15 protein-coding genes and 1 pseudogene are annotated in these 18,563 nt (G+C 39.9%); 4 read left to right on the top strand and 12 right to left on the bottom strand.

Features of this window, described 5'->3' with window-relative positions:
* Together NHH15_RS11085 and NHH15_RS11090 are read left to right on the top strand one after the other, a co-directional pair.
* Positions 1 to 749: ABC transporter ATP-binding protein (locus NHH15_RS11085; protein WP_262066742.1), on the top strand; the 749-nt coding region annotated here is incomplete at its 5' end.
* Positions 746 to 928 (top strand): hypothetical protein, encoded by a 183-nt coding sequence (locus NHH15_RS11090; protein ID WP_262066743.1) that lies wholly within the window; start codon positions 746 to 748, stop codon positions 926 to 928. The genes NHH15_RS11085 and NHH15_RS11090, both read left to right, overlap by 4 nt.
* A 62-nt stretch (positions 929 to 990) precedes the next feature.
* Here NHH15_RS11090 and NHH15_RS11095 read toward each other — a convergent pair whose 3' ends face one another.
* The 5 genes from NHH15_RS11095 to NHH15_RS11115 all read right to left on the bottom strand — a co-directional run bounded on the left by NHH15_RS11095 (position 991) and on the right by NHH15_RS11115 (position 7,201).
* Complete coding sequence (locus NHH15_RS11095) at positions 991 to 1,533, bottom strand: hydrolase (protein ID WP_262066744.1); 543 nt, start codon at positions 1,531 to 1,533, stop codon at positions 991 to 993.
* A gap of 49 nt (positions 1,534 to 1,582) precedes the next feature.
* A complete protein-coding gene (locus NHH15_RS11100) occupies positions 1,583 to 3,034 on the bottom strand; it encodes a histidine kinase N-terminal 7TM domain-containing diguanylate cyclase (protein WP_262066745.1) in 1,452 nt (483 codons plus the stop codon).
* Positions 3,027 to 4,565: a histidine kinase N-terminal 7TM domain-containing diguanylate cyclase gene (locus NHH15_RS11105; RefSeq protein ID WP_262066746.1), complete on the bottom strand. Its 1,539-nt coding sequence runs from the start codon at positions 4,563 to 4,565 to the stop codon at positions 3,027 to 3,029. The genes NHH15_RS11100 and NHH15_RS11105 overlap by 8 nt, the downstream gene beginning before the upstream one ends.
* A 190-nt stretch (positions 4,566 to 4,755) precedes the next feature.
* Positions 4,756 to 6,006 carry an MFS transporter gene (locus NHH15_RS11110; protein ID WP_262066747.1) on the bottom strand — a complete coding sequence of 417 codons (1,251 nt, stop codon included), beginning with the start codon at positions 6,004 to 6,006 and terminating at the stop codon, positions 4,756 to 4,758.
* Positions 6,007 to 6,025: 19 nt separating this feature from the next.
* Positions 6,026 to 7,201, bottom strand: coding sequence for a M20 metallopeptidase family protein (locus tag NHH15_RS11115; protein WP_262066748.1), 1,176 nt, complete (start codon positions 7,199 to 7,201; stop codon positions 6,026 to 6,028).
* 241 nt (positions 7,202 to 7,442) lie between these two features.
* Between NHH15_RS11115 and NHH15_RS11120 the strand changes: the two genes are divergently transcribed.
* On the top strand, positions 7,443 to 8,744 hold the full coding sequence (locus NHH15_RS11120; RefSeq protein ID WP_262066749.1) for a helix-turn-helix domain-containing protein: 1,302 nt from the start codon (positions 7,443 to 7,445) through the stop codon (positions 8,742 to 8,744).
* A 59-nt stretch (positions 8,745 to 8,803) separates the two neighbouring features.
* On the opposite strand, the gene NHH15_RS11125 is transcribed toward NHH15_RS11120, so the two are convergent.
* The 3 genes from NHH15_RS11125 to NHH15_RS11135 all read right to left on the bottom strand — a co-directional run bounded on the left by NHH15_RS11125 (position 8,804) and on the right by NHH15_RS11135 (position 10,506).
* Entirely contained in the window at positions 8,804 to 9,382 is a 579-nt protein-coding gene (locus tag NHH15_RS11125; RefSeq protein WP_262066750.1) for a TetR/AcrR family transcriptional regulator, read from the bottom strand.
* A 97-nt stretch (positions 9,383 to 9,479) separates the two neighbouring features.
* Positions 9,480 to 9,806, bottom strand: a complete 327-nt coding sequence (locus NHH15_RS11130) for an L-rhamnose mutarotase (RefSeq protein WP_262066751.1) — start codon at positions 9,804 to 9,806, stop codon at positions 9,480 to 9,482.
* A gap of 10 nt (positions 9,807 to 9,816) precedes the next feature.
* On the bottom strand, positions 9,817 to 10,506 hold the full coding sequence (locus NHH15_RS11135; RefSeq protein WP_262066752.1) for a uroporphyrinogen decarboxylase family protein: 690 nt from the start codon (positions 10,504 to 10,506) through the stop codon (positions 9,817 to 9,819).
* A gap of 146 nt (positions 10,507 to 10,652) precedes the next feature.
* Between NHH15_RS11135 and NHH15_RS11140 the strand changes: the two are divergent.
* Positions 10,653 to 12,042 (top strand): annotated as a pseudogene (locus NHH15_RS11140) (transposase).
* 227 nt (positions 12,043 to 12,269) lie between these two features.
* Here the strand turns inward: NHH15_RS11140 and NHH15_RS11145 are convergent.
* From NHH15_RS11145 to NHH15_RS11160, 4 genes are all read right to left on the bottom strand, one after another.
* Positions 12,270 to 13,004 carry an MgtC/SapB family protein gene (locus NHH15_RS11145; RefSeq protein WP_262066753.1) on the bottom strand — a complete coding sequence of 245 codons (735 nt, stop codon included), beginning with the start codon at positions 13,002 to 13,004 and terminating at the stop codon, positions 12,270 to 12,272.
* Positions 13,005 to 13,086: 82 nt separating this feature from the next.
* Positions 13,087 to 14,022 carry an ABC transporter permease gene (locus NHH15_RS11150; protein ID WP_262066754.1) on the bottom strand — a complete coding sequence of 312 codons (936 nt, stop codon included), beginning with the start codon at positions 14,020 to 14,022 and terminating at the stop codon, positions 13,087 to 13,089.
* Positions 14,015 to 15,523 carry an FHA domain-containing protein gene (locus tag NHH15_RS11155; protein WP_262066755.1) on the bottom strand — a complete coding sequence of 503 codons (1,509 nt, stop codon included), beginning with the start codon at positions 15,521 to 15,523 and terminating at the stop codon, positions 14,015 to 14,017. The genes NHH15_RS11150 and NHH15_RS11155 overlap by 8 nt, the downstream gene beginning before the upstream one ends.
* Positions 15,524 to 15,736: 213 nt before the next feature.
* Positions 15,737 to 18,457 carry an MSCRAMM family protein gene (locus tag NHH15_RS11160; protein WP_262066756.1) on the bottom strand — a complete coding sequence of 907 codons (2,721 nt, stop codon included), beginning with the start codon at positions 18,455 to 18,457 and terminating at the stop codon, positions 15,737 to 15,739.
* Positions 18,458 to 18,563: the final 106 nt, after the last annotated feature.

Below are 18,563 nucleotides of genomic sequence, written 5' to 3' on the forward strand. Positions count from 1 at the left end.
TTTTTCATTGCCGACAGGCAAGTAAATCAATTCATCTCACTCCCTATAGAGGAAGGAGAATTCTTGATGTTTTTGTTAAAGACCTCTCTTTCGCTGTGAATCGAGGTGAAACATTCGCTCTTGTGGGGGCTTCCGGCAGCGGAAAGACCACAATCGCCAGTCTTCTGGCACGATTTTGGGATATATCCAAGGGAGAAATCACCATCAATGGTATGGACATCCGTCGGCTTCCCATGGACACCTTAATGGCACAAATCAGTATGGTCTTTCAGAAAGTCTATCTATTTGAAGACACGATTTATAATAACATTGCCATGGGCAGAAAAGATGCTGAGGCAGAAGAAATTTATGAGGCAGCTAAAAAAGCTTGCTGTTATGATTTCATCATGAATCTGCCTTATGGTTTTGATACTTATGTAGGGGCCGGTGGTGCAACACTCTCCGGTGGTGAGGCACAACGGATTTCCATTGCCAGATGTCTGTTAAAGGATGCTCCTATTGTTATATTGGATGAGGCTACTGCAAGCATTGATGCCGATAACGAAAGCCAGATTCAAGCTGCTTTAAGTAATCTATGCCAAAACAAAACCACAATCGTGATTGCTCACCGACTCAATACCATCCGGAATGCAGATCGTATTCTCCTTTTAGACAAGGGATACGTCAAGGAATCCGGAACCCACGAGGAACTGCTTCTGGAAGGTGGCCTTTATTCTAAGATGGTTGGTGCAGGAGGTGATGCTGCATGAGTAATACCTTCTATAAAATGCTCGGTCTTTTTTGCTTGATCTTAAGCATTTTCTTCCTTCTAGGCGCCCTCTTCCTTGGTCCTGCAGTTGTACCTGCCTTTGTTCCAATACTTTGTTGGGTTGTTGGACTTTTATTATTGATGGCTGGAATTTTCTTTTATCAGATTTTCAAGAAATAAATCATCGACTTAAAAATTTAGGGTGACAGGTATTTCCCTGTCACCCTACTATATATCTGCTTCTATTTAATCAATTTAGATATTTGTTTGAAGGTATCTCCCTTCGCTTCTCTAAGCAGCTCGAAAAGAATACTTTCTGTCGTTGTTAATACTGCCCCTTCCTTTTCCATTCTGCGGAATGCGGTTTCAGAGCTTTCCCATTTCCTTGAAGTAACACAGTCTGCTGCAATCATTACGTTATAACCTGCTGCTAAAAGATCAATTGCTGTCTGCTGTACACAAATATGGGTTTCCATTCCAAAAAGAATGACATTCTTTTTTTGCAAAGCATCTATTCGTTCAACCACCTCTTCGCTGTCATAGGCACTAAACGTTGTCTTATCACTTGGCTCATAATCACCCAGCGCCTCTGCTATTTCCGGAACGTAATCTCCCAAACCCTTGGGGTATTGACGAAGGGGAATAATCGGAACATCCAGCATCTTAAGACCTTGAATCAAACGAACCGACTCTTTGATTGTCTCTTCCTTGTATTCCATTACCGGAGCTAATCGTTCCTGCACATCAATTAATATTGCCATTGTATCCTCTTTTAAAAATCTCATCTTTATAAATCCTCCTTTAATGCCCACCAAAGGGCAGAATATATCTGTATTAATTATATCTCTTTGCAGAATATTTACAATAATATTTTTGTTTATCCCCATACATCATCTGATCCGCTTGTTTTATCGTACATTCCAAATCTGTACTTTCATCATTCAGAGCCATACCTAAAGACATCGAAAGTTCAAAAGCGTATTGCTCCTGATTTCTCTCTAAAAATGAACGTATATCCTGCACAATATCCTTACAGTGCTTCTCTGTTGTCTCTGGAACAACAACCATAAACTCATCTCCACCCATACGACACTGTATAGAATCTGGAGGGGAACCACATATGATGGCCTCTCCCATGATTCTTAGAAGCACATCTCCCATCTCATGCCCCAACTCATCATTTACCCTTTTCAGACCATTTACATCACCAATAATTATACCTATTGGAAATCGCCCTTTTGCCCTCATTTCCTCTATTCTCAAGTCACACGACCGACGATTTGTAAGTCCTGTCAAAGCATCCATACCAGATACCTTATCCAGCTCTTCCACTAATCTTCGGTTTGTTGTTTTATTCGTCACATAGACACAACATCCAATTGGGGATCCTTCCTTATCCAAAATGTCTCTGTGCCGCAAATTATAAACCTCTCCATCTATAAGAGAGTAATCCGTACCCTCATCTTCATTGTCACAGCACTCTATATGTGTGGCTTTTTGAACCAATTCCTTTTCAATTTCTCCAAAAGAGCTATGTGTCCCACATATATCCTGAGATTCAAGCCACTTTAATGCAGCACCATTCATCGTCACCACCTGCTGTTTGTTATCTAAGAAAAACATAATCCGGTCAATGCAGTTAAATGCATTCTTCTGTGAAAGAAGATAGGCTTCCAGTTCCTTATGCCGATTCATTGCCACATATAAAAATACTACCGTGATTGTTCTTCCTATTATCATAATATCCAACCGTGGTGCAAGTACTAATACCATCCCATTTGTTATAATATTTACTATAGCACCAATAAGAAGTAAAGCAGAAGGTACTCGATATCTCTGATCCATTTTTTGAAATTGAATTAAAGCAATTATAAATACACTGACAGGAAGAATGTTGCAGTAAAAAACGTGTGCTCCAAACCAAGGAACCTGTACCTCTTTTGTAAATGCCAAGAATGGCGTGAATGCTACAAAGGCGGTAACCAGAGGCGGAACTAAAAGAGCGTAGACAACCTGTTTCGACAAATAGCTTCCTAATCCAAAAAAGTGAATCCCATAACAAAAACAGCCCAAAGAACTTAGTGCAATAAACGGCAGCTTATAATCTTGTGCCCCACCAAAGAGCTCATATATCAGACACAACACCCAGCAAATCATCATTGCTGTCGTAAAAATAAACCATTTTTCTAACTTCCCTTTTTCCTTATTTTTTGCCGTTTTAATCACCGTAAAAAGCAAAGCAATTGTAATTCCAAGATAAATACAAGTCAGCATCAAATTATCCACGCCCTTCTACACTTCCTTTCCTTTTCATCGTATACATATTTGCATCCGCTTTATTAATACTAGAATATATGTTTTCTTCACAATCTGTTTTTGTCGCCGCTCCCAAGGCAATCGAAAGCCGGAAATCTGTATAAGACTTGCATCCAATTGCATGCTCGTATTCTCGAATGACTTCCTTCACTTGATTTGTATTACATTTCTTTAAAATCACCACAAACTCGTCTCCACCTGCCCTGGCAACAAAACCATCCTTTGGTGTGTGATTGCGAAAGATGGATGCCGCCTCCTTAATCAGTTCATCTCCCTTATCATGACCTAAACGGTCATTCACCTGTTTCAAGCCATTCACATCTCCAACAATCACTGAAATTGGAAGATTATCCAATCGATCTACCTCTCTCAAATATTGATTTAAGCCATAACGGTTTGGAATACCTGTTAATCCGTCAACTCCTGCCGAATCTCTTAAACGCTCAATCAATAATCGATTCTTTGTAACATCCGTAAATACCAAGTACCGTCCCTGCATTTTCTCATCTACAGCTCTCTCGTAGTAATCCATTCTATAGACCGTCGGATAATTATTATTCAGTATATATAAATCTTCACTGACCACGTTCCTATCCTCATCATACAGCGTCCGTACTTCTGCTTTTCTCGTCGTATTAATAAACTCCCAAAACTCTTCCAACTCAACAACCTTTTTCTCTATGCCAAAATGGGAAAGCAGTGCTTTAGCTGCCTTGTTTACAGAAACGATCTTATTCTCTTCATCTAAAACTAAAACCGGGTCAACAAAATAATTAAACGCACTATGCTTCCATTTTGACAAATAATCACCTCTTCCACTGCTGTAAATTGCAATGGAAAAAATAAAACAACACAGTACAATTGAAAAAATATTAAAATCAACTGCTCGGATTGTTGATTGTTTAAAACAGAAGAATTCCAAAATATATCCTGCCCCATAGAGAACTAAAACAAGTAACAGGATTCGTCCCATTCCACGATAGTTTGATGGCAGCTTCTTATTGGTCTTAATAACAAAAATAAATACCATGATAATAAGGATAAAAGAATGAGCAATTGACAGATAGTAACCAACACCATTATTTGCGGTTACAAGAGTGAGCTCTCCAACCTCGACCTGCACATGATTCCGGAATATATTATAGAAAAAATTACCAAAGGCAAACAGCATTAATAATGCTGGAATCGCACTTGCTATTACCTTGATTCTTTTGGATACTTTATTCTCATAATGAAAGCACCCAATTATCAAGAAAAATATAGTTGTTGAAACCGCAGTCAGGAATGCAAATTTAGCACTATATATATAGCAGATTAAAGCCTTGCTCGTGACAGAATATCTTACAATTTCCATTGCAATCCAACCAATCATTAAGAATGAAATCGAAATATAGTGATAATCAACGTATGTTTTTCTTTTTTTAACAATAGCCGGACTGACTAGAATAGCCAGCATAACTATATACGCCGAATATAATAGAACTATAAAACTGTTATTCATACAACCCCTCCAAACGATTCTGTCGTTAATATTATGTTATCACATCCTCTTAAAACTGTTTCATAAATATTTCGTAAAATAATATATATTATATTAAATATCCTAAACAAAAGTTTATAGGTAAGGCTCTTCTATTCTTGCCCATCAAAAAAGAGATATAGTCGCCTATATCTCTTTTTAAATGCTATATTTATATATTCCCCTGGTACTTTCTGGAAGAACCATAAGCCGAAATCCAGGTAAGAAGTGTAAGTCCCGAACAAACAATCATCAAAATCCATGCAATCGTATATGCCCCTGTTAAATCGTAAATCCCTGCTACAATAAGAGAGCCCAGTGATAATCCAATCTGAGATGCACTATTTGCAATTCCATAGGCTTCTCCATACTTCTCTTTTCCATAAATCGATCCCACAATAAGAGGTGGAGATACTGTTCCAATTGCATTTCCCAAACCGAAGGAGAATGCCATAATATACAGCACTGACGCATTGCTTCCCATTAGCATAAGTACAAATGCCAATGCAAAGGTCACACATCCAAAGACACTACTTGCTATCACACCGAATCGGTCATTAATCCAACCAAGAATAATCTTTCCGAAGATACCGATTAAAGAATACAACGAAATTATAGTTGCTTGTACTGCCGGTCCATGCATCTCTTCAATTGCTGGCGGAAACTGCCCTAATGCACCCGTATTAATGATTCCATTCAAAAACATTCCCATTAACATCAAAAAGAAAAATGTTTTCTTTTTGGATTCACTTACGCTAAGAGTAATACCTCCTGCACTTTCAGCCTCTTTGCTTGAAGCCGTCTCACTGACTTCTTCAGCACCATACGCTGTTAACCCCATGTCTTCCGGTTTTTTACGTAGAATAAACAAGGACGTCGGAAGTGGAACCAGCAAGACCAGAACCGCCATAATACGATATGTCCAACGCCAGCCATAGGAGCCTATCAGCCACGTAACTACTGGGCTAAATAAAAAGCCACCAAGTCCAATTCCTGCCATTGCTAAACTCATTGCCAGCCCACGTTTTTTTACAAACCAGTTTGTAATCATCATACTCACCGGTATTAAGGTAGAATTCAAATAGAAAAATCCAAGCACAACTGCGGATATATATAAATGATATACATTCTGTGCCAGAGAATAAGATGCATATGCTAAAGCAAATCCCACAATGCATATACTCTGAATCTTTTTCATGTTTCCCTTTGCCAAACGTTTTGCCACCATAGGTGACAAGAGAATTCCCAGTGCTTGCACGATTGTATTCACCAATGTGAAGGCACTTCTTGAGATTCCCATATCCGTTGTAATCGAAATCAAAAATTTATTCGATAAAGCCATAATTAATGGTACCATCGTACAGGTAATCAGGATACATCCAATTACGATAAACCAACCATAAAATATCTTCTTCTCTTTCATCTTCTCTTTTCCCCCGGTTCTATTGGTTATCAGCCAGCCATCTAAACGCACACTGTGCAAAGATAGCAGATCCGATTGGTAAACAGTCCTCATTAAATATTACATTTGAATTATGATTTGGATAATACAATTCATCTTCGTAAGGTCTTGCTCCTAATGCAATAAAGGTGCTAGGCACTAACTCAGAAACTCTTGCAAAATCATCCGATGCGGTAAACAGGTATTCCTCATCCTTCTTTAAATCAAGTCCCATCTCATCAATATATCCCATGCAGTTTGCTAACAGCTCTTTATCCACTGCGATAGACGGTACATCCGAAAAAACTTCGACTTTTGCCGTAGCTCCAAAGGCTTTCGCAATATGCTCCGTCATCTCATGTATTCTGCCAACTAAATAAGCTCGTAAATCACGATCATAGCAACGTAATGTTCCTTGCATAACTGCTTCCTCTGGAATGATATTAGATGTTGTTCCCGCAACAAACTGTCCAATCGTTAATACCGCAATCTTGCTTGGCTGTGTCTCTCTGGCAATCAACTGCTGTAATGCAGTATGTAAATGTGCTGCTGTTGCAATTGGATCAATTCCATTATGAGGTTGTGCACCGTGACATGCCTTTCCTGTCACGGTAATCTTAAATCCATCACAAGATGCTGTAACAAATCCTGACCGGTTCGTAATCGTACCTACAGGTATCTCTGACATTACATGCATGTCCATTGCTGCATCTACCTTCGGATTCTCCATCAATCCACCTTTAAGCATTGCTTCTGCACCACTAAATATTTCTTCTGCTGGCTGAAACATTAGCTTCACTCTTCCACATAATTCATCCTTTTTCTCCACTAACATTTTCGCTGCTGTCAAAAGCATTGCTGTATGTAAATCATGACCACATGTGTGTGAATTTTCCTCGGTTGAACGGAATGACAGATCTGCCAGCTCCTCCATTGGCAACCCATCCATATCTGCACGCAAAATCAATGTTTTTCCTGGTTTTTTCCCTTCGATTACTGCCGTCACCCCACTCTTGCAGATTTCTTTCGGTTCCAACCCCAATTCTTTTAGTTTCTCCATTACATACTTTGTTGTTCTGGGCAAATCAAGACCCAACTCTGGAATCTGATGTAACTCCCTCCTCATTTCAATTGTTTCAGATGACAGTTCTTTGGCTCTTACTGCAAACTCATTCATAAATAGTAATTCTCCTTTCCTACTCGTTGACATCGACTTAAAGACAATAAAAAGACTTATCTGTATTTTAAATATGTTACCACTATTTATTTGTGAAATCAATAGCAATTGAACACAATGTATATTTTTGTAGGTTTTTAACAGTTTTGTTTGTGCACTGTGACATTCTCTTCTTCTCATATTCTTTTTCTTAATCTTATGCTATAATAAGTCCAAAACCCGAAATTATGAGGTGATTTAGGTGAAAACAGAACTTGCAATAATCTCCACAGAGTATTTATACGACTTTTTCTCGGAGGTATTAAAGGATGTACAACTTGATATAGACTATACAATTTACACATATTCTGACTTTGACAATTTGGCTGAGGTCTACCGGTCAATACCCAAACGAATTAAGGGTGTCATCACCAGCGGTATCTTTCCTACCCGAATTCTTCAGGAATCATTTCCCAATACTCATCGTGTCATTGCAACCTTTGGAAATGATGATGCTGGAATTTACCGGTTGTTTCTACAATTGTTAAACCAAAACCGTGAGCTGGATATTAATCGGGTATATGCGGATGTAATCGACCTTGCTGGCCTGAATCTGGAGGAATATCTCTTTGGTGACGTCGGCTCACGAAATGCTGATCTGCTAAATAATACCATTCGAGGCATGTCTCTTAAGGATTTAATTGCAGCTGAAAAGAAGCATATGAACAAGCATCTGGAACTGTGGCAAAGAGGCCAGATTGACATTTCCGTCACTCGTTTTAGTAGTATTGCAGATACATTAACTGCACAAGGTTTGAATGTATATTTCCCATATCCAAGTAAAGAGTATATTCAAACGGTATGTTTCCAGACCATTCAGGAAATGCACATCAAAGAATTTCGTTCCAACCAGCCTGGAGCCATAATTGTTTCGTCCAAAGACTCTTTGTCTCCTGAACTACTTCGGCGAACTCTTCTGAGACTGAACACAGACTATCAGCTAAATGCCTCTATTCAACCAGCTCTACAGGGATTTGAGTTGTTAACAAATCGCAGTACTATTGAGAGTATTACAGAAACTTTTACCACTTGTCGAATTCAAAGCTTCTTTCAAAAACGGGATATCACACCTATTTATGTAGGATATGGCATTGGAACAGATCTCCATCAAACCCGTATCAACGCCATTGATGCGAATCGGGAGGCGAGGCAGCTTGCTGGTGGTGCCAGCAGCTTGATTAATGAACAAAGTGAATTGATTTCACCGCTGCACAAAGGGGAGGCTCTTGTGATTCCACGTCTCACAACTGAACCCATCAATCATGCAGCCCATTTGTCGGGACTCTCTAAGTTAACCATACAAAAGGTCATAACCGCCTTGGAGACCACAGCAGATAATCGAATTACTTCTCAGGAATTGGCTCGTCTGCTGTCCATTACCCAACGCAGCGCCAATCGCTATTTAAGTGCCTTACAACAGGGAGGATTTGCCACCGTAGTGGATCAAAACAAAGGAAATACAATGGGACGGCCTGAAAGAGTCTATTGCGTTACAATAAAATAAGAACGAAAATTGCATTATACAATTTTCGTTCTTATTTTATTATAGTATTACTCGCTTCTTTAAAGATATTCTTCTTCCCGGCTGGCTTTTATTCCACAGAATAATAGATCCAATGCATATTCATAGCTGCTCTCTACACTGGAAGGATACGTAAAACCATCATGGCTTTCCACGCTTGCAAACCCATGAGCCAGACTTCGAACCGTACGTATAATATGAGCTGCTTCAAGCTCACTCACCCCTAATTCTCCGGCCATATCACAGATTAAATCCATGACTCCCGAAAAAATCGCTTCACTTTGCTCCTCTGTACCCACATTCATCCACTGTATTATTTCATACAATCTGCCATGTTCTCGGGCAAAACGAATATAGTACCGCCCCATTTCCTTTAATGCCTCTACTCCATTTTGTCCCATTGATGCCTTCACCATACCATCCCGTACCTGTTCCATTACATAGCTGGATACCAGCTCTTTCAACTCTGACAAACTGCCAACATGGTTGTATAAGGAAGGGGATTTGATTCCCAGACGCTCACTGACCTCCTTTATTGTTAGTCTGTCAAAGCCCTTCTCATCCGTAAGCTCTGTTGCGGTTTTTACAATTGTTTCTATCTCTAAGCCTTTTCGTGACATGTGATTTCTCCTAATCATTTTTACTCAAACTAATTCGATTAGTATCGTAATACACATATTGCATCTTGTCAATATATACTTTACATGTCACCAAAATCTAATCCAAATGATAAACCTCTTCCATCCCAGACCAGAATTCTCCTTCATCCCGGTCTTCCAAAGGTTCCATTAATGGCTTTACCAAGTCCCACCAATCTTGAGTTATTGGATTTTCTGCCATCTTCTTCATATCACTCTGGAAATCTTCTCCTACATATTCATAGTAGGCGAACATATAATCCCCTCGTTGGTAAATTGAATAATTTGCAATATTACTTTCCTTAATTACCTCGTTTACCCCTGGCGTAGGGTTGGCATGGTATTCCTTATATTTTTGTAAGCCTTCTGGCTTAATCTTAATCATCTCACCTATACGTTTTATCATAGCAAATCTCCTAATAGATTTCTGTAGCTTCATCAAAGAGAGCCTTGATATTTGCCGGAGGTACATCTGGCATAATTGCTTCATGACTTGGGGAAATAATTAATCCAGTCGGAAAAATTGTCCGCAGCTCTTTCACCTTTGCTTTTACTTCCTCTGTCGTGCCATTCACCAAAAGGTCTTGGGTGTCTACTCCACCACAGAAAGATACTTGATCACCAAATTCAGCCTTCAATTCCTGAGGCTCCATTCCTGCTGCCAATGCCTGAATGGGATGAACAATATCTACTCCCGCCTCAATTAAATCCGGGATAACATCACGGATAGATCCACAAGAGTGATAAATTACCTTCAATCCATACTCATGAGCCTGAGCCACTAATTTTTTGGCTCCTGGGATAATAAACTGACGCACCATTTCTGGTGAGAGCATTAATCCTCTCTGGCTTCCCATATCATTCCCAATCAATACCGCATCCAATTCACCTTTCGTTGCCTCATAAAAAATCTTATTCGCCTTTAGGTAAAAGTCCATTACCTTTTCATCTACTGCTTCATAAATCTCTGGATTTGCAATCATGTTCATCAACGCTGTTTCCATTCCAAAAGCTGCACAAGTGTCTTGAAAATGTGCGGACCACATCATACCTAGACGCACCTTATCCTTTGGTGCATTTGCAACCAACTCCTTGCAGGCTTCCACATTATAGGCGTTTGCGAAACGCCAAAACCCGCGTTATTGCGGTGTTTTTCATTTTAAATAATAAAACAACTCCTCAACAGTTTATGGTAAAATTGAATTGTCCAAAAACAATCAACCATCCACCTGAAAGGAGTTGCTATAGTATTATGATACCACACAAACAGCTTTCTTTAGCAGATATTTTTACCGATTGCCAAAATAAATTTGATAACGATAAATATGAGTTCCTCGAACTTCTCGATCAAACCATTGACCTTGACGAAATTGTCCCGGTGTCTTTTGTTTCTCATTTTCACGCTGCTACCGGAAGACCTCGTAAGCATCAACTGTATCCTATGCTTAAGGCGCTTTTATTACAGCGTATCTTTTCCATCCCTACTGATTCCCTTTTAATTCTTTTCCTCAAATATTCTCAGGAGTTACGGGAATTCTGTGGGTTTGATGTTGTTCCTGATGCCTCTAAATTCACCCGCTTTAAACAGGACTTCCTTCCGGACTTACAATCTATGTTCGACCAAATGGTTGATCTGACCGAACCGATCTGCCAAACCATCAATCCTTCCCTTGCATCCATGACCATTTTTGATACTTCCGGCATTGAAGCCTGGGTGACTGAAAACAATCCCAAATATCTCAATCGTCTAATTAAACAGCTCAAGGTATTTAAACACTCTCATGGTCTGGATGATTCTTATGACCCCTATAAAGCCGCCTACGCTTCCATGTCTCCCCACGCTGCTACCAATCCTGCCATTCAGCAAATGTATATCAATGGCCATTTCTGTTACTCTTACAAGTTTGGCCTAGTGACAAATGGTCTTGGCATCGTTCGGGATATTACATTTTATAATCAGGATTTCTTAAAAGCTCATCCCAATATCGTGGTGCAAAAGAAATCGGATTCTCCAGACGAAGATAAGTCCCTCGCTGACTCAAAGGCACTCATTCCTGTCCTGACGGACTTTTTTAACAAGCATCCCCTGATTCATCCCAAAACCTTCCTTGGTGATTCGGCTTTTGATACCATCGAGATTTACCATAACCTTTTTCATACACTGCATTTCGAAAAGGCCTTTATTCCTTTGAATGGAAGACTTTCTCTTCCAAACTCGGACTGTCCTCTTAATGAATACGGGATTCCCTGCTGCCCCAAAGATCCAAAACTTCCAATGACGCGAGAAGGAAGTAAAACGCATCTGCGTTGTGGGTTACCTACCATGAAGTTTGTATGTCCGAAAATGAAGTGGAAGTGGAATAGCTCAACGAGAAAAAGCAAGCGGATCTGTGAATGTGAAGACCCTTGCACCTCCTCATCCTGCGGCAGAATGTTTTATGTCTATCCCAAAAAGAATCTCCGTGCTTATCCGGGAACTGCCCGGGGTACCGAGGAGTGGGATACTACTTATAAGATCCGGGTAAATGTTGAGAAATCCATCAATCACTTTAAAGACAGTTTCTGCGTAGCTGGCCGTAAAACTCAAAATGAGAAAACATCTCATGCTGATTTACTGCTTGCAGGTATCGCTCAGCTTGTAACAGTTATGGTGGCTGATAAAATCCATAAGCATCAATATATTCGAAGTCTGAAGCCATTGATTGCTTGAGCGAGGCAATTTCATACATTTTATAAGACGGGTGTTCACAGCCGTCTTAATGCTATGCTTGAAAATGATGCCTTTATCTAAAATCTAGATATATCACCACTTTTTTCTGTTGAAGTCAATTATTCACCTCGTTTCGCAATTACCTATTTCTGCAATCACTTATACTTCTTCCATGGTTATTATTCCCTTGCTTTCTTCAAGTATTTCCAGTATTTCGGAATGATAATCTTTCACCGGTAATAGAATATGCAGATTTACACTGACTACTTTTTTTAATGCTATTTCTTCTTTTTCCACTTTATTCTGAAAGCCTATATCATCATTTAGATCAATATATTCCAAAGAAATGATACTACAGTCATGGCTCGTTATCTCGCTTATAAAATGATTCAGATTTTTCGCTCCGTCAAAGGACACATCCAACTCCATCACACGGCTCTTGCGAACAAAATGATGCTCCACATCAATAAACTTTGTAAATATTACCAAAACCAAGACACAGGTAACAATACCACCAATGTAAAAGCCACCGCCAATTGCCAAACCAATGCAGGCACTTGCCCACAATCCTGCTGCCGTCGTCAATCCTCTCACGCGGTTTTGGCGATCTGTTAGAATTGTTCCTGCACCTAAAAAGCCAATCCCGCTAATCACTTGCGCACCCATTCTGGTGGGATCACCGGAACCATAAGCCATGATAAGCTGCTCATTCGTTACCATGACTAAGGCCGAGGCAACACAAACCAACGTATGCGTTCGTAATCCTGCTGGCCGGTGTCTCCGACCACGTTCCATACCAATTAGCGCCCCCAAAAGAGCAGCCAGTAAAATTCGGACAATCCCAGTCACTATCTGTTGATAGTCACTAATTCCAATCATTCCAATATATTCCAAAAATTCTCTCATTATGCCATACCTTTACTTCATCGTAAGAAGCCCTTCCATAATAATATGTACCCACGCAAGGGAACCCCGTCTATCTTTTATCACGGTCAATAAACTCCAGACTTATCACACAAATCAATGCATAGAATGCTGCAAATAAGGCCAGATATCCCCATCTCTTCCACACCAGCTCTCCTTTATAATCGTAAATCTTACGGTATGTATACTTATGTAAAAACGACTGCAATTGTTCATCCAGTGCATCATCAAAGGACTTTACAACCTTATCCGGCAACAGTTCTTTAGCCTCCTGGACCACCTCAATCTCATTGAGCATTTCCTTCTGAGAATCCAGCAGCTCTGAGGGCAGTTCATTCAGATTCGCCTCAATGCAGAGCACTCTTTGCCCCCACTTTGTAATCGTTAAATTCGAAATTTGCTTTGCAACTCCTGAAAGCGGGAAGATAGAGCCTGAAAATACAAGCATGATAATCAGCAAAAATGGCATCACCGTCATCGCAGCTGTCGTAGTTTTCACAATTGAAGATATTGCCAATCCCAGGACATCCGCCGAATACAACACAAGAAAAAAAGTAATACCCAAATCCACGTGGAAAGATCCGCTGATTAATCCTTCCTTGGGAAATTCAGTGAAAATAGAATAAATCAGCACCATTAAAATGGCCTGTATTACACAAAGTACTGCCTGACAGATTAAGTGTGCCGCCACGTAAGATGTGATGTGTAATCCTGTCCGATGTTCCCGTTTAATAATCTGACGTTCCCGGCAAATCAACTGTATTGAATTAAAGATTCCAATCCATGTGCAGGCTGAGACAATAGCAAAAAATGCAATACGCGTGGTTTCTTTAATCTGAAATAGTTTGTCTCCAAAAACTGCTGCCAATATTCCGGAAATAACTACTGCAAAAACAAGAGTTTTCCAATCTTTTTCATTGAAAAAAATGCGGACAAACTTCTCCACATATATTTTCGTCTGTCCAATCCTTCCCGTCCTCTCATTCATGCTCCTTTTCCTCCACTTGTCTGTACTTTTCGATATACATATCCGCAAATCCTTCTCCACCTTCATCTTCTCGATTAAGCTTGCGGATAATTTGTTCCAAAGAATCGGTCTCGAAGAACCGGTGTGCCTCTTCTATTGTTCCATAAAATGCCATACGACCAACATTATCTTTGCTTCCCTTCGCCAGCACAATCACCTTATCAAACAAATCTGCTGCACGATCCGGACTATGGGTAATAACCAGTACCATCTTCTGCTGATCTGATATCCCTCGCAAATCCTCCATCAACGAACGTGCCATCACTCCATCCAGACCGGAATCTGGCTCATCTAAGAAAAATAAGCTGGGATCTGCAATAAACTCCATCGCAATGCTCAAGCGTTTTCTCTGTCCTCCTGAAAGCTTTCCTGCCAGAGATGCCTTTTCTCTCTCCAAGCCAAACAATTCTAATACTTCCTCAATCCGTTTTTTCTTCTCCTCCTCCGAAGTCACTTTAGGAAGCTTCATCTCTGCCGCATTCTGCAGAATATCATATACCCGCTCCTCTAATCTCAGAAGATCCTGCTGAGGCACGAACCCAATGTCGTACTTCATCTTATTATAATTTTCATAAATATCAATATCACCTTCCATGATTCGGCCCTTTGCCTTCTCATATCCCGTGACCGCATTGATAAACGTGGTTTTACCAGTACCGGATCCTCCCAGAATCAATACCATCTCTCCCGGTAAAATTGACAAATCAATATTCTCCAGCAGAATCTGTCTGCGGAATAGATTCCATACGCTTCGCTCTTCAATGTGTATGACCAGACGGTTCTTGTCAGATTCCTCATGATTATAGCAGATACCTTCCGGCTGATATAGGAACAGCGTATTTCCAATACTGATTACATCCATCGGATAAAGCTGTTGTTTTTCTTCTACCTTCTGATGATTCACGTAAACGCCAAACTTCGTATTGTAATCCTGTACATACCAATTATTGTCCTCAAGCACGAGCATTGCATGCCTCTTTGGGAGCTCTGCTAATTCTTCTCTCACTTCTTCACTTCCCTCATCCATCACCTCATGCCGGCTAATGTACAGGCGATTTTTCCCTGTAAGGGACAGAGTTCTCCACTTGGTATTCTCTTTATAATGACAATAAAAAATAAACGTTACCCTTTCTTCACCTCTCATACCGATTACATCCTGATTATGTAATGGCAGGCTTACCTTCACCTCTTGGTCACCCTCACTCAACGCACTGCCATTGTAGTAAATATGATTAAGCTTACCAGCCGCCTCCAAAACGTAACCATTGTCCTCTTTTCTTATGGAAAATCCAATCTGATTCATCAGCTCTGAAGGAATTTCAATCACCTCACCCTGATTCCGATCCTCAGATTTTCTCCCCACTACATACCATTCTTTCTCCAGGCGGATTTTTTGCATTTCATGCTTCTGCACACAATATACAAGCATCTCACCATTATATGCTTTCTTCTTCTCTTCCATATATCTTGCCGCTCTCTTTCCATTACATGTTTAAAATGAGTGAAAATACCTTTTAATCATATCCTAACCTGCTCACATTTTCAACGTTTTACACAAATGAAGCGAAGAATATGAACAGTAAAAATCTCCCCTCTGCATTATACTTTTTCAGTATACCACAGGTGGGAGATTTATCAGACTCTCATATGCTTATTTTGCACATATCCACTTTATTTATCTTTTTTGTCTTCTGCGAATTACTACAACTCCTGCCAGCATTACTGCAGCTAATAATACAACGAAATAGAAGTATACCTGTGTATCATCTCCTGTTCTTGGAGTGCTGGAAGTTTTGCTCACACCTTTTGTATTGCTATTTGATGTATCTTTCGGTGTATCTTTTGTTGTGTCCTTTGGTGTGTCCTTCGGTGTATCTTTCGGCGTGTCCTTTGGTGTGTCCTTCGGTGCGTCTTCACCGGTGATTATTTCCGGCTTAAAGTTCTTCACTTTTCCATAATCAACTACTGCCTCTGCACTTGTAAGCTTATCGGTTAGTTCAAACGCAAACTTATTCTCTGCATCCTTTGGCAATTCATATCCTGCTGGAGCCTTCGTTTCCTTGAAGTAATAGCTTCCTGCTGGCAAACGCATAACTTGTAAGTTCCCCTCAGCATCTGTAACGAATGTCTTATCATCTGCTGTATCTCCTGTATAGACAAGATACGTTACTCCATTTAGCTCTTCCTCTTTAAATCCAGTCAGTTTTTTATCACCATTGCTTCCAACCTGATACAACTCGAACTCAGCATCTGCTAATTTCTTATTGCTATCTCCATCAACCTTTGTTAATTTCACACCTCTTGCTGTGTTGTTAATCACTTCGTACAGGGCTTTCGAGCTATCTACTGTAAAATCCAGCTCTTTTTCTTCTTGGTAATACCCTGTCGCAGTAGCAATCTCTTTAATTGTATATGTTGTTCCACTTTGCAATCCAGATAAAATAAGGCTGCCTTCGGGATTTGTACTGATAAAAGTATCTCCGCTGGCATTATCAAGGACATACTTATCTGTATTTGTATCGATTGTAAATTTAAGGGCTGTACTGCTGCCTTTTTCAAATACGTTAAACTTTACATCTGCAATGGCTGCATTTCCTAAGGTTACACTGGATGACGTCTCACCTTCTGCATATCCAGCGAGAGAATCTGCCTTGTATATCTCTACCTCCCCTTTCTTTGCATTGGCTTCAATAGTTGCACCCCATTTATTTGCAAATGTAGCTTCATCACTTTCACTAACCGTTCCACATGTAGCCGTAAATGAATTCCCTACTTCATCAGCATGATATGCATCCAGATTATCCATATCAATCGTTGTACGAATCGTAAGGTCAAACATGTAAATAAATGGCTTGTCTTGATAGTAGGCTATCGTATCGGTATAAATCTGTTGAAAGCTTTCCCATTGTGCTTTTGTGTACTTAGGTTCAGCGGTATCCTCTGAAGCTTTTATCATCTCATCAGAACCCGCGGTTGAATTTTCCGTCAGCACCTTTTTGCAATAATCCTTCTCATCTTGAAACCACTTAATTACTGTGGCCATATCTTCATCGCTATATATATCGGAATAACGTAATCCCGTACTTCCAGGTGCTCCAAAGTTTATAATCATACGTTCACGCTGCTTTGACGAGTCACTTGGATCTGTTTCCTTCACAACAGTATAGGTCTTTGCATTACTTTTTACATAAGCTTCTGCTGCTGCATTATTCCCATATGTAGAGGCATCTACGTACTCCATACCTAATGTTTGTGTCGATGGTTTCGTTGACTGTACGTCTCTGTTTGCACTAATACCCTTTTTGTCTGAATAGACAATAATCTTCGGTTCCACATCAGCCCCTGTAGGATTAGCATGCTCATCTGAACAAAGTAAAAGAGGGAAATTCATGCCAAACCATACACCTGCATCATTTTTATTTTCGTCAATCAAGAAAAAGCTTTGATTACTATCCACTGTTTCTTCAATGATTACATTACTATAATTTCCCCATCCATTTGATTGATATTCCTGCATATGGGTAAGAGCTAAGGGGTCAAATCTAATCACCCAATTTAAGCGATCATACTGTGGGGAATAGGCTCTTCCTTCCTTGGATGCTGAAATCGGGGTTTTGGGTGACATGCCAGGTCCAAAGGGTCCCTTTTCTTCACTTGAAGGAGGATCCTGCTTCGTGTATGTAGCAACAGCATTCCCGCCTGCATTAACGGTAATATTTTCATCTTTTGCCAGACCAGTAATATCTGCATATCCCGTCAATGTGCCCTTCACATCTTTTTTGTCTTTTACTCCCTCTGTAAAAGTAATAACATACTTTATCTTTGCGGTTCTTCCAGTACCTTCACCGGATACCTCTGAAACCAGCTTTCCTTTTGCTAAAAGTGTGTTTTTGTCTTTTGGATCCTGATAGAGATCTTTCTCACCACTCATGATACTCCACACTCCAGCAGCACTTCCTGTAAATTCACAAAGTTCAAACTCCAGCGTATCTCCCGGGTTGATTATAGGAGAAGCACTGGTTTGTTCAAATGATAAATTAAACTCTATTCTTGGAACACTTGTTACATTGCCTCCATCTACAGTTGATCCAGGCGTATCTTTATCGTAAATTGTCTGTGTTCCCGCCTTAATCACCAATGTCTTCAACTGAAATATCCCATTTACGCTCTTTGATTCTTCCGCATAATTTATACCTCTGGTCTCAGGCATTTGAAAATCTTCTTCTTCTGTTTCTTTCACTTCCTCTGTTTCCTCGTCTACTACTTCCACTGTTTCCGGATTTTCAACAGTCTGAGTATTGACGTCCTCAGCTTGTATGCTCATAGGTGTTGACATCGCCATAAAGGCAATAAGCATCCATGCCAGTGCTTTCCAAGGGGCACTTTTTTTCTTCATTCTTTTCTCTCCTTCTCTTTAACTAAATTTAATTTATTAAATTAGTTTATTATATCTCTTTTGTGTGCCTTTTTCCACACTTTTCGCATAATTTGTTCTTTTTAGA

This window comes from Aequitasia blattaphilus, assembly GCF_024721305.1.
Taxonomy (GTDB): Bacteria; Bacillota; Clostridia; order Lachnospirales; family Lachnospiraceae; genus Aequitasia; species Aequitasia blattaphila.

Excerpts from the sequence above, each read along its gene's own strand:
- NHH15_RS11090 (WP_262066743.1), top strand. The coding sequence starts at position 746 with ATGAGTAATACCTTCTATAAAATGCTCGGTCTTTTTTGCTTGATCTTA.
- NHH15_RS11095 (WP_262066744.1), bottom strand. The coding sequence starts at position 1,533 with ATGAGATTTTTAAAAGAGGATACAATGGCAATATTAATTGATGTGCAG.
- NHH15_RS11105 (WP_262066746.1), bottom strand. The coding sequence starts at position 4,565 with ATGAATAACAGTTTTATAGTTCTATTATATTCGGCGTATATAGTTATG.
- NHH15_RS11110 (WP_262066747.1), bottom strand. The coding sequence starts at position 6,006 with ATGAAAGAGAAGAAGATATTTTATGGTTGGTTTATCGTAATTGGATGT.
- NHH15_RS11115 (WP_262066748.1), bottom strand. The coding sequence starts at position 7,201 with ATGAATGAGTTTGCAGTAAGAGCCAAAGAACTGTCATCTGAAACAATT.
- NHH15_RS11125 (WP_262066750.1), bottom strand. The coding sequence starts at position 9,382 with ATGTCACGAAAAGGCTTAGAGATAGAAACAATTGTAAAAACCGCAACA.
- NHH15_RS11130 (WP_262066751.1), bottom strand. The coding sequence starts at position 9,806 with ATGATAAAACGTATAGGTGAGATGATTAAGATTAAGCCAGAAGGCTTA.
- NHH15_RS11150 (WP_262066754.1), bottom strand. The coding sequence starts at position 14,022 with ATGAATGAGAGGACGGGAAGGATTGGACAGACGAAAATATATGTGGAG.
- NHH15_RS11155 (WP_262066755.1), bottom strand. The coding sequence starts at position 15,523 with ATGGAAGAGAAGAAGAAAGCATATAATGGTGAGATGCTTGTATATTGT.
- NHH15_RS11160 (WP_262066756.1), bottom strand. The coding sequence starts at position 18,457 with ATGAAGAAAAAAAGTGCCCCTTGGAAAGCACTGGCATGGATGCTTATT.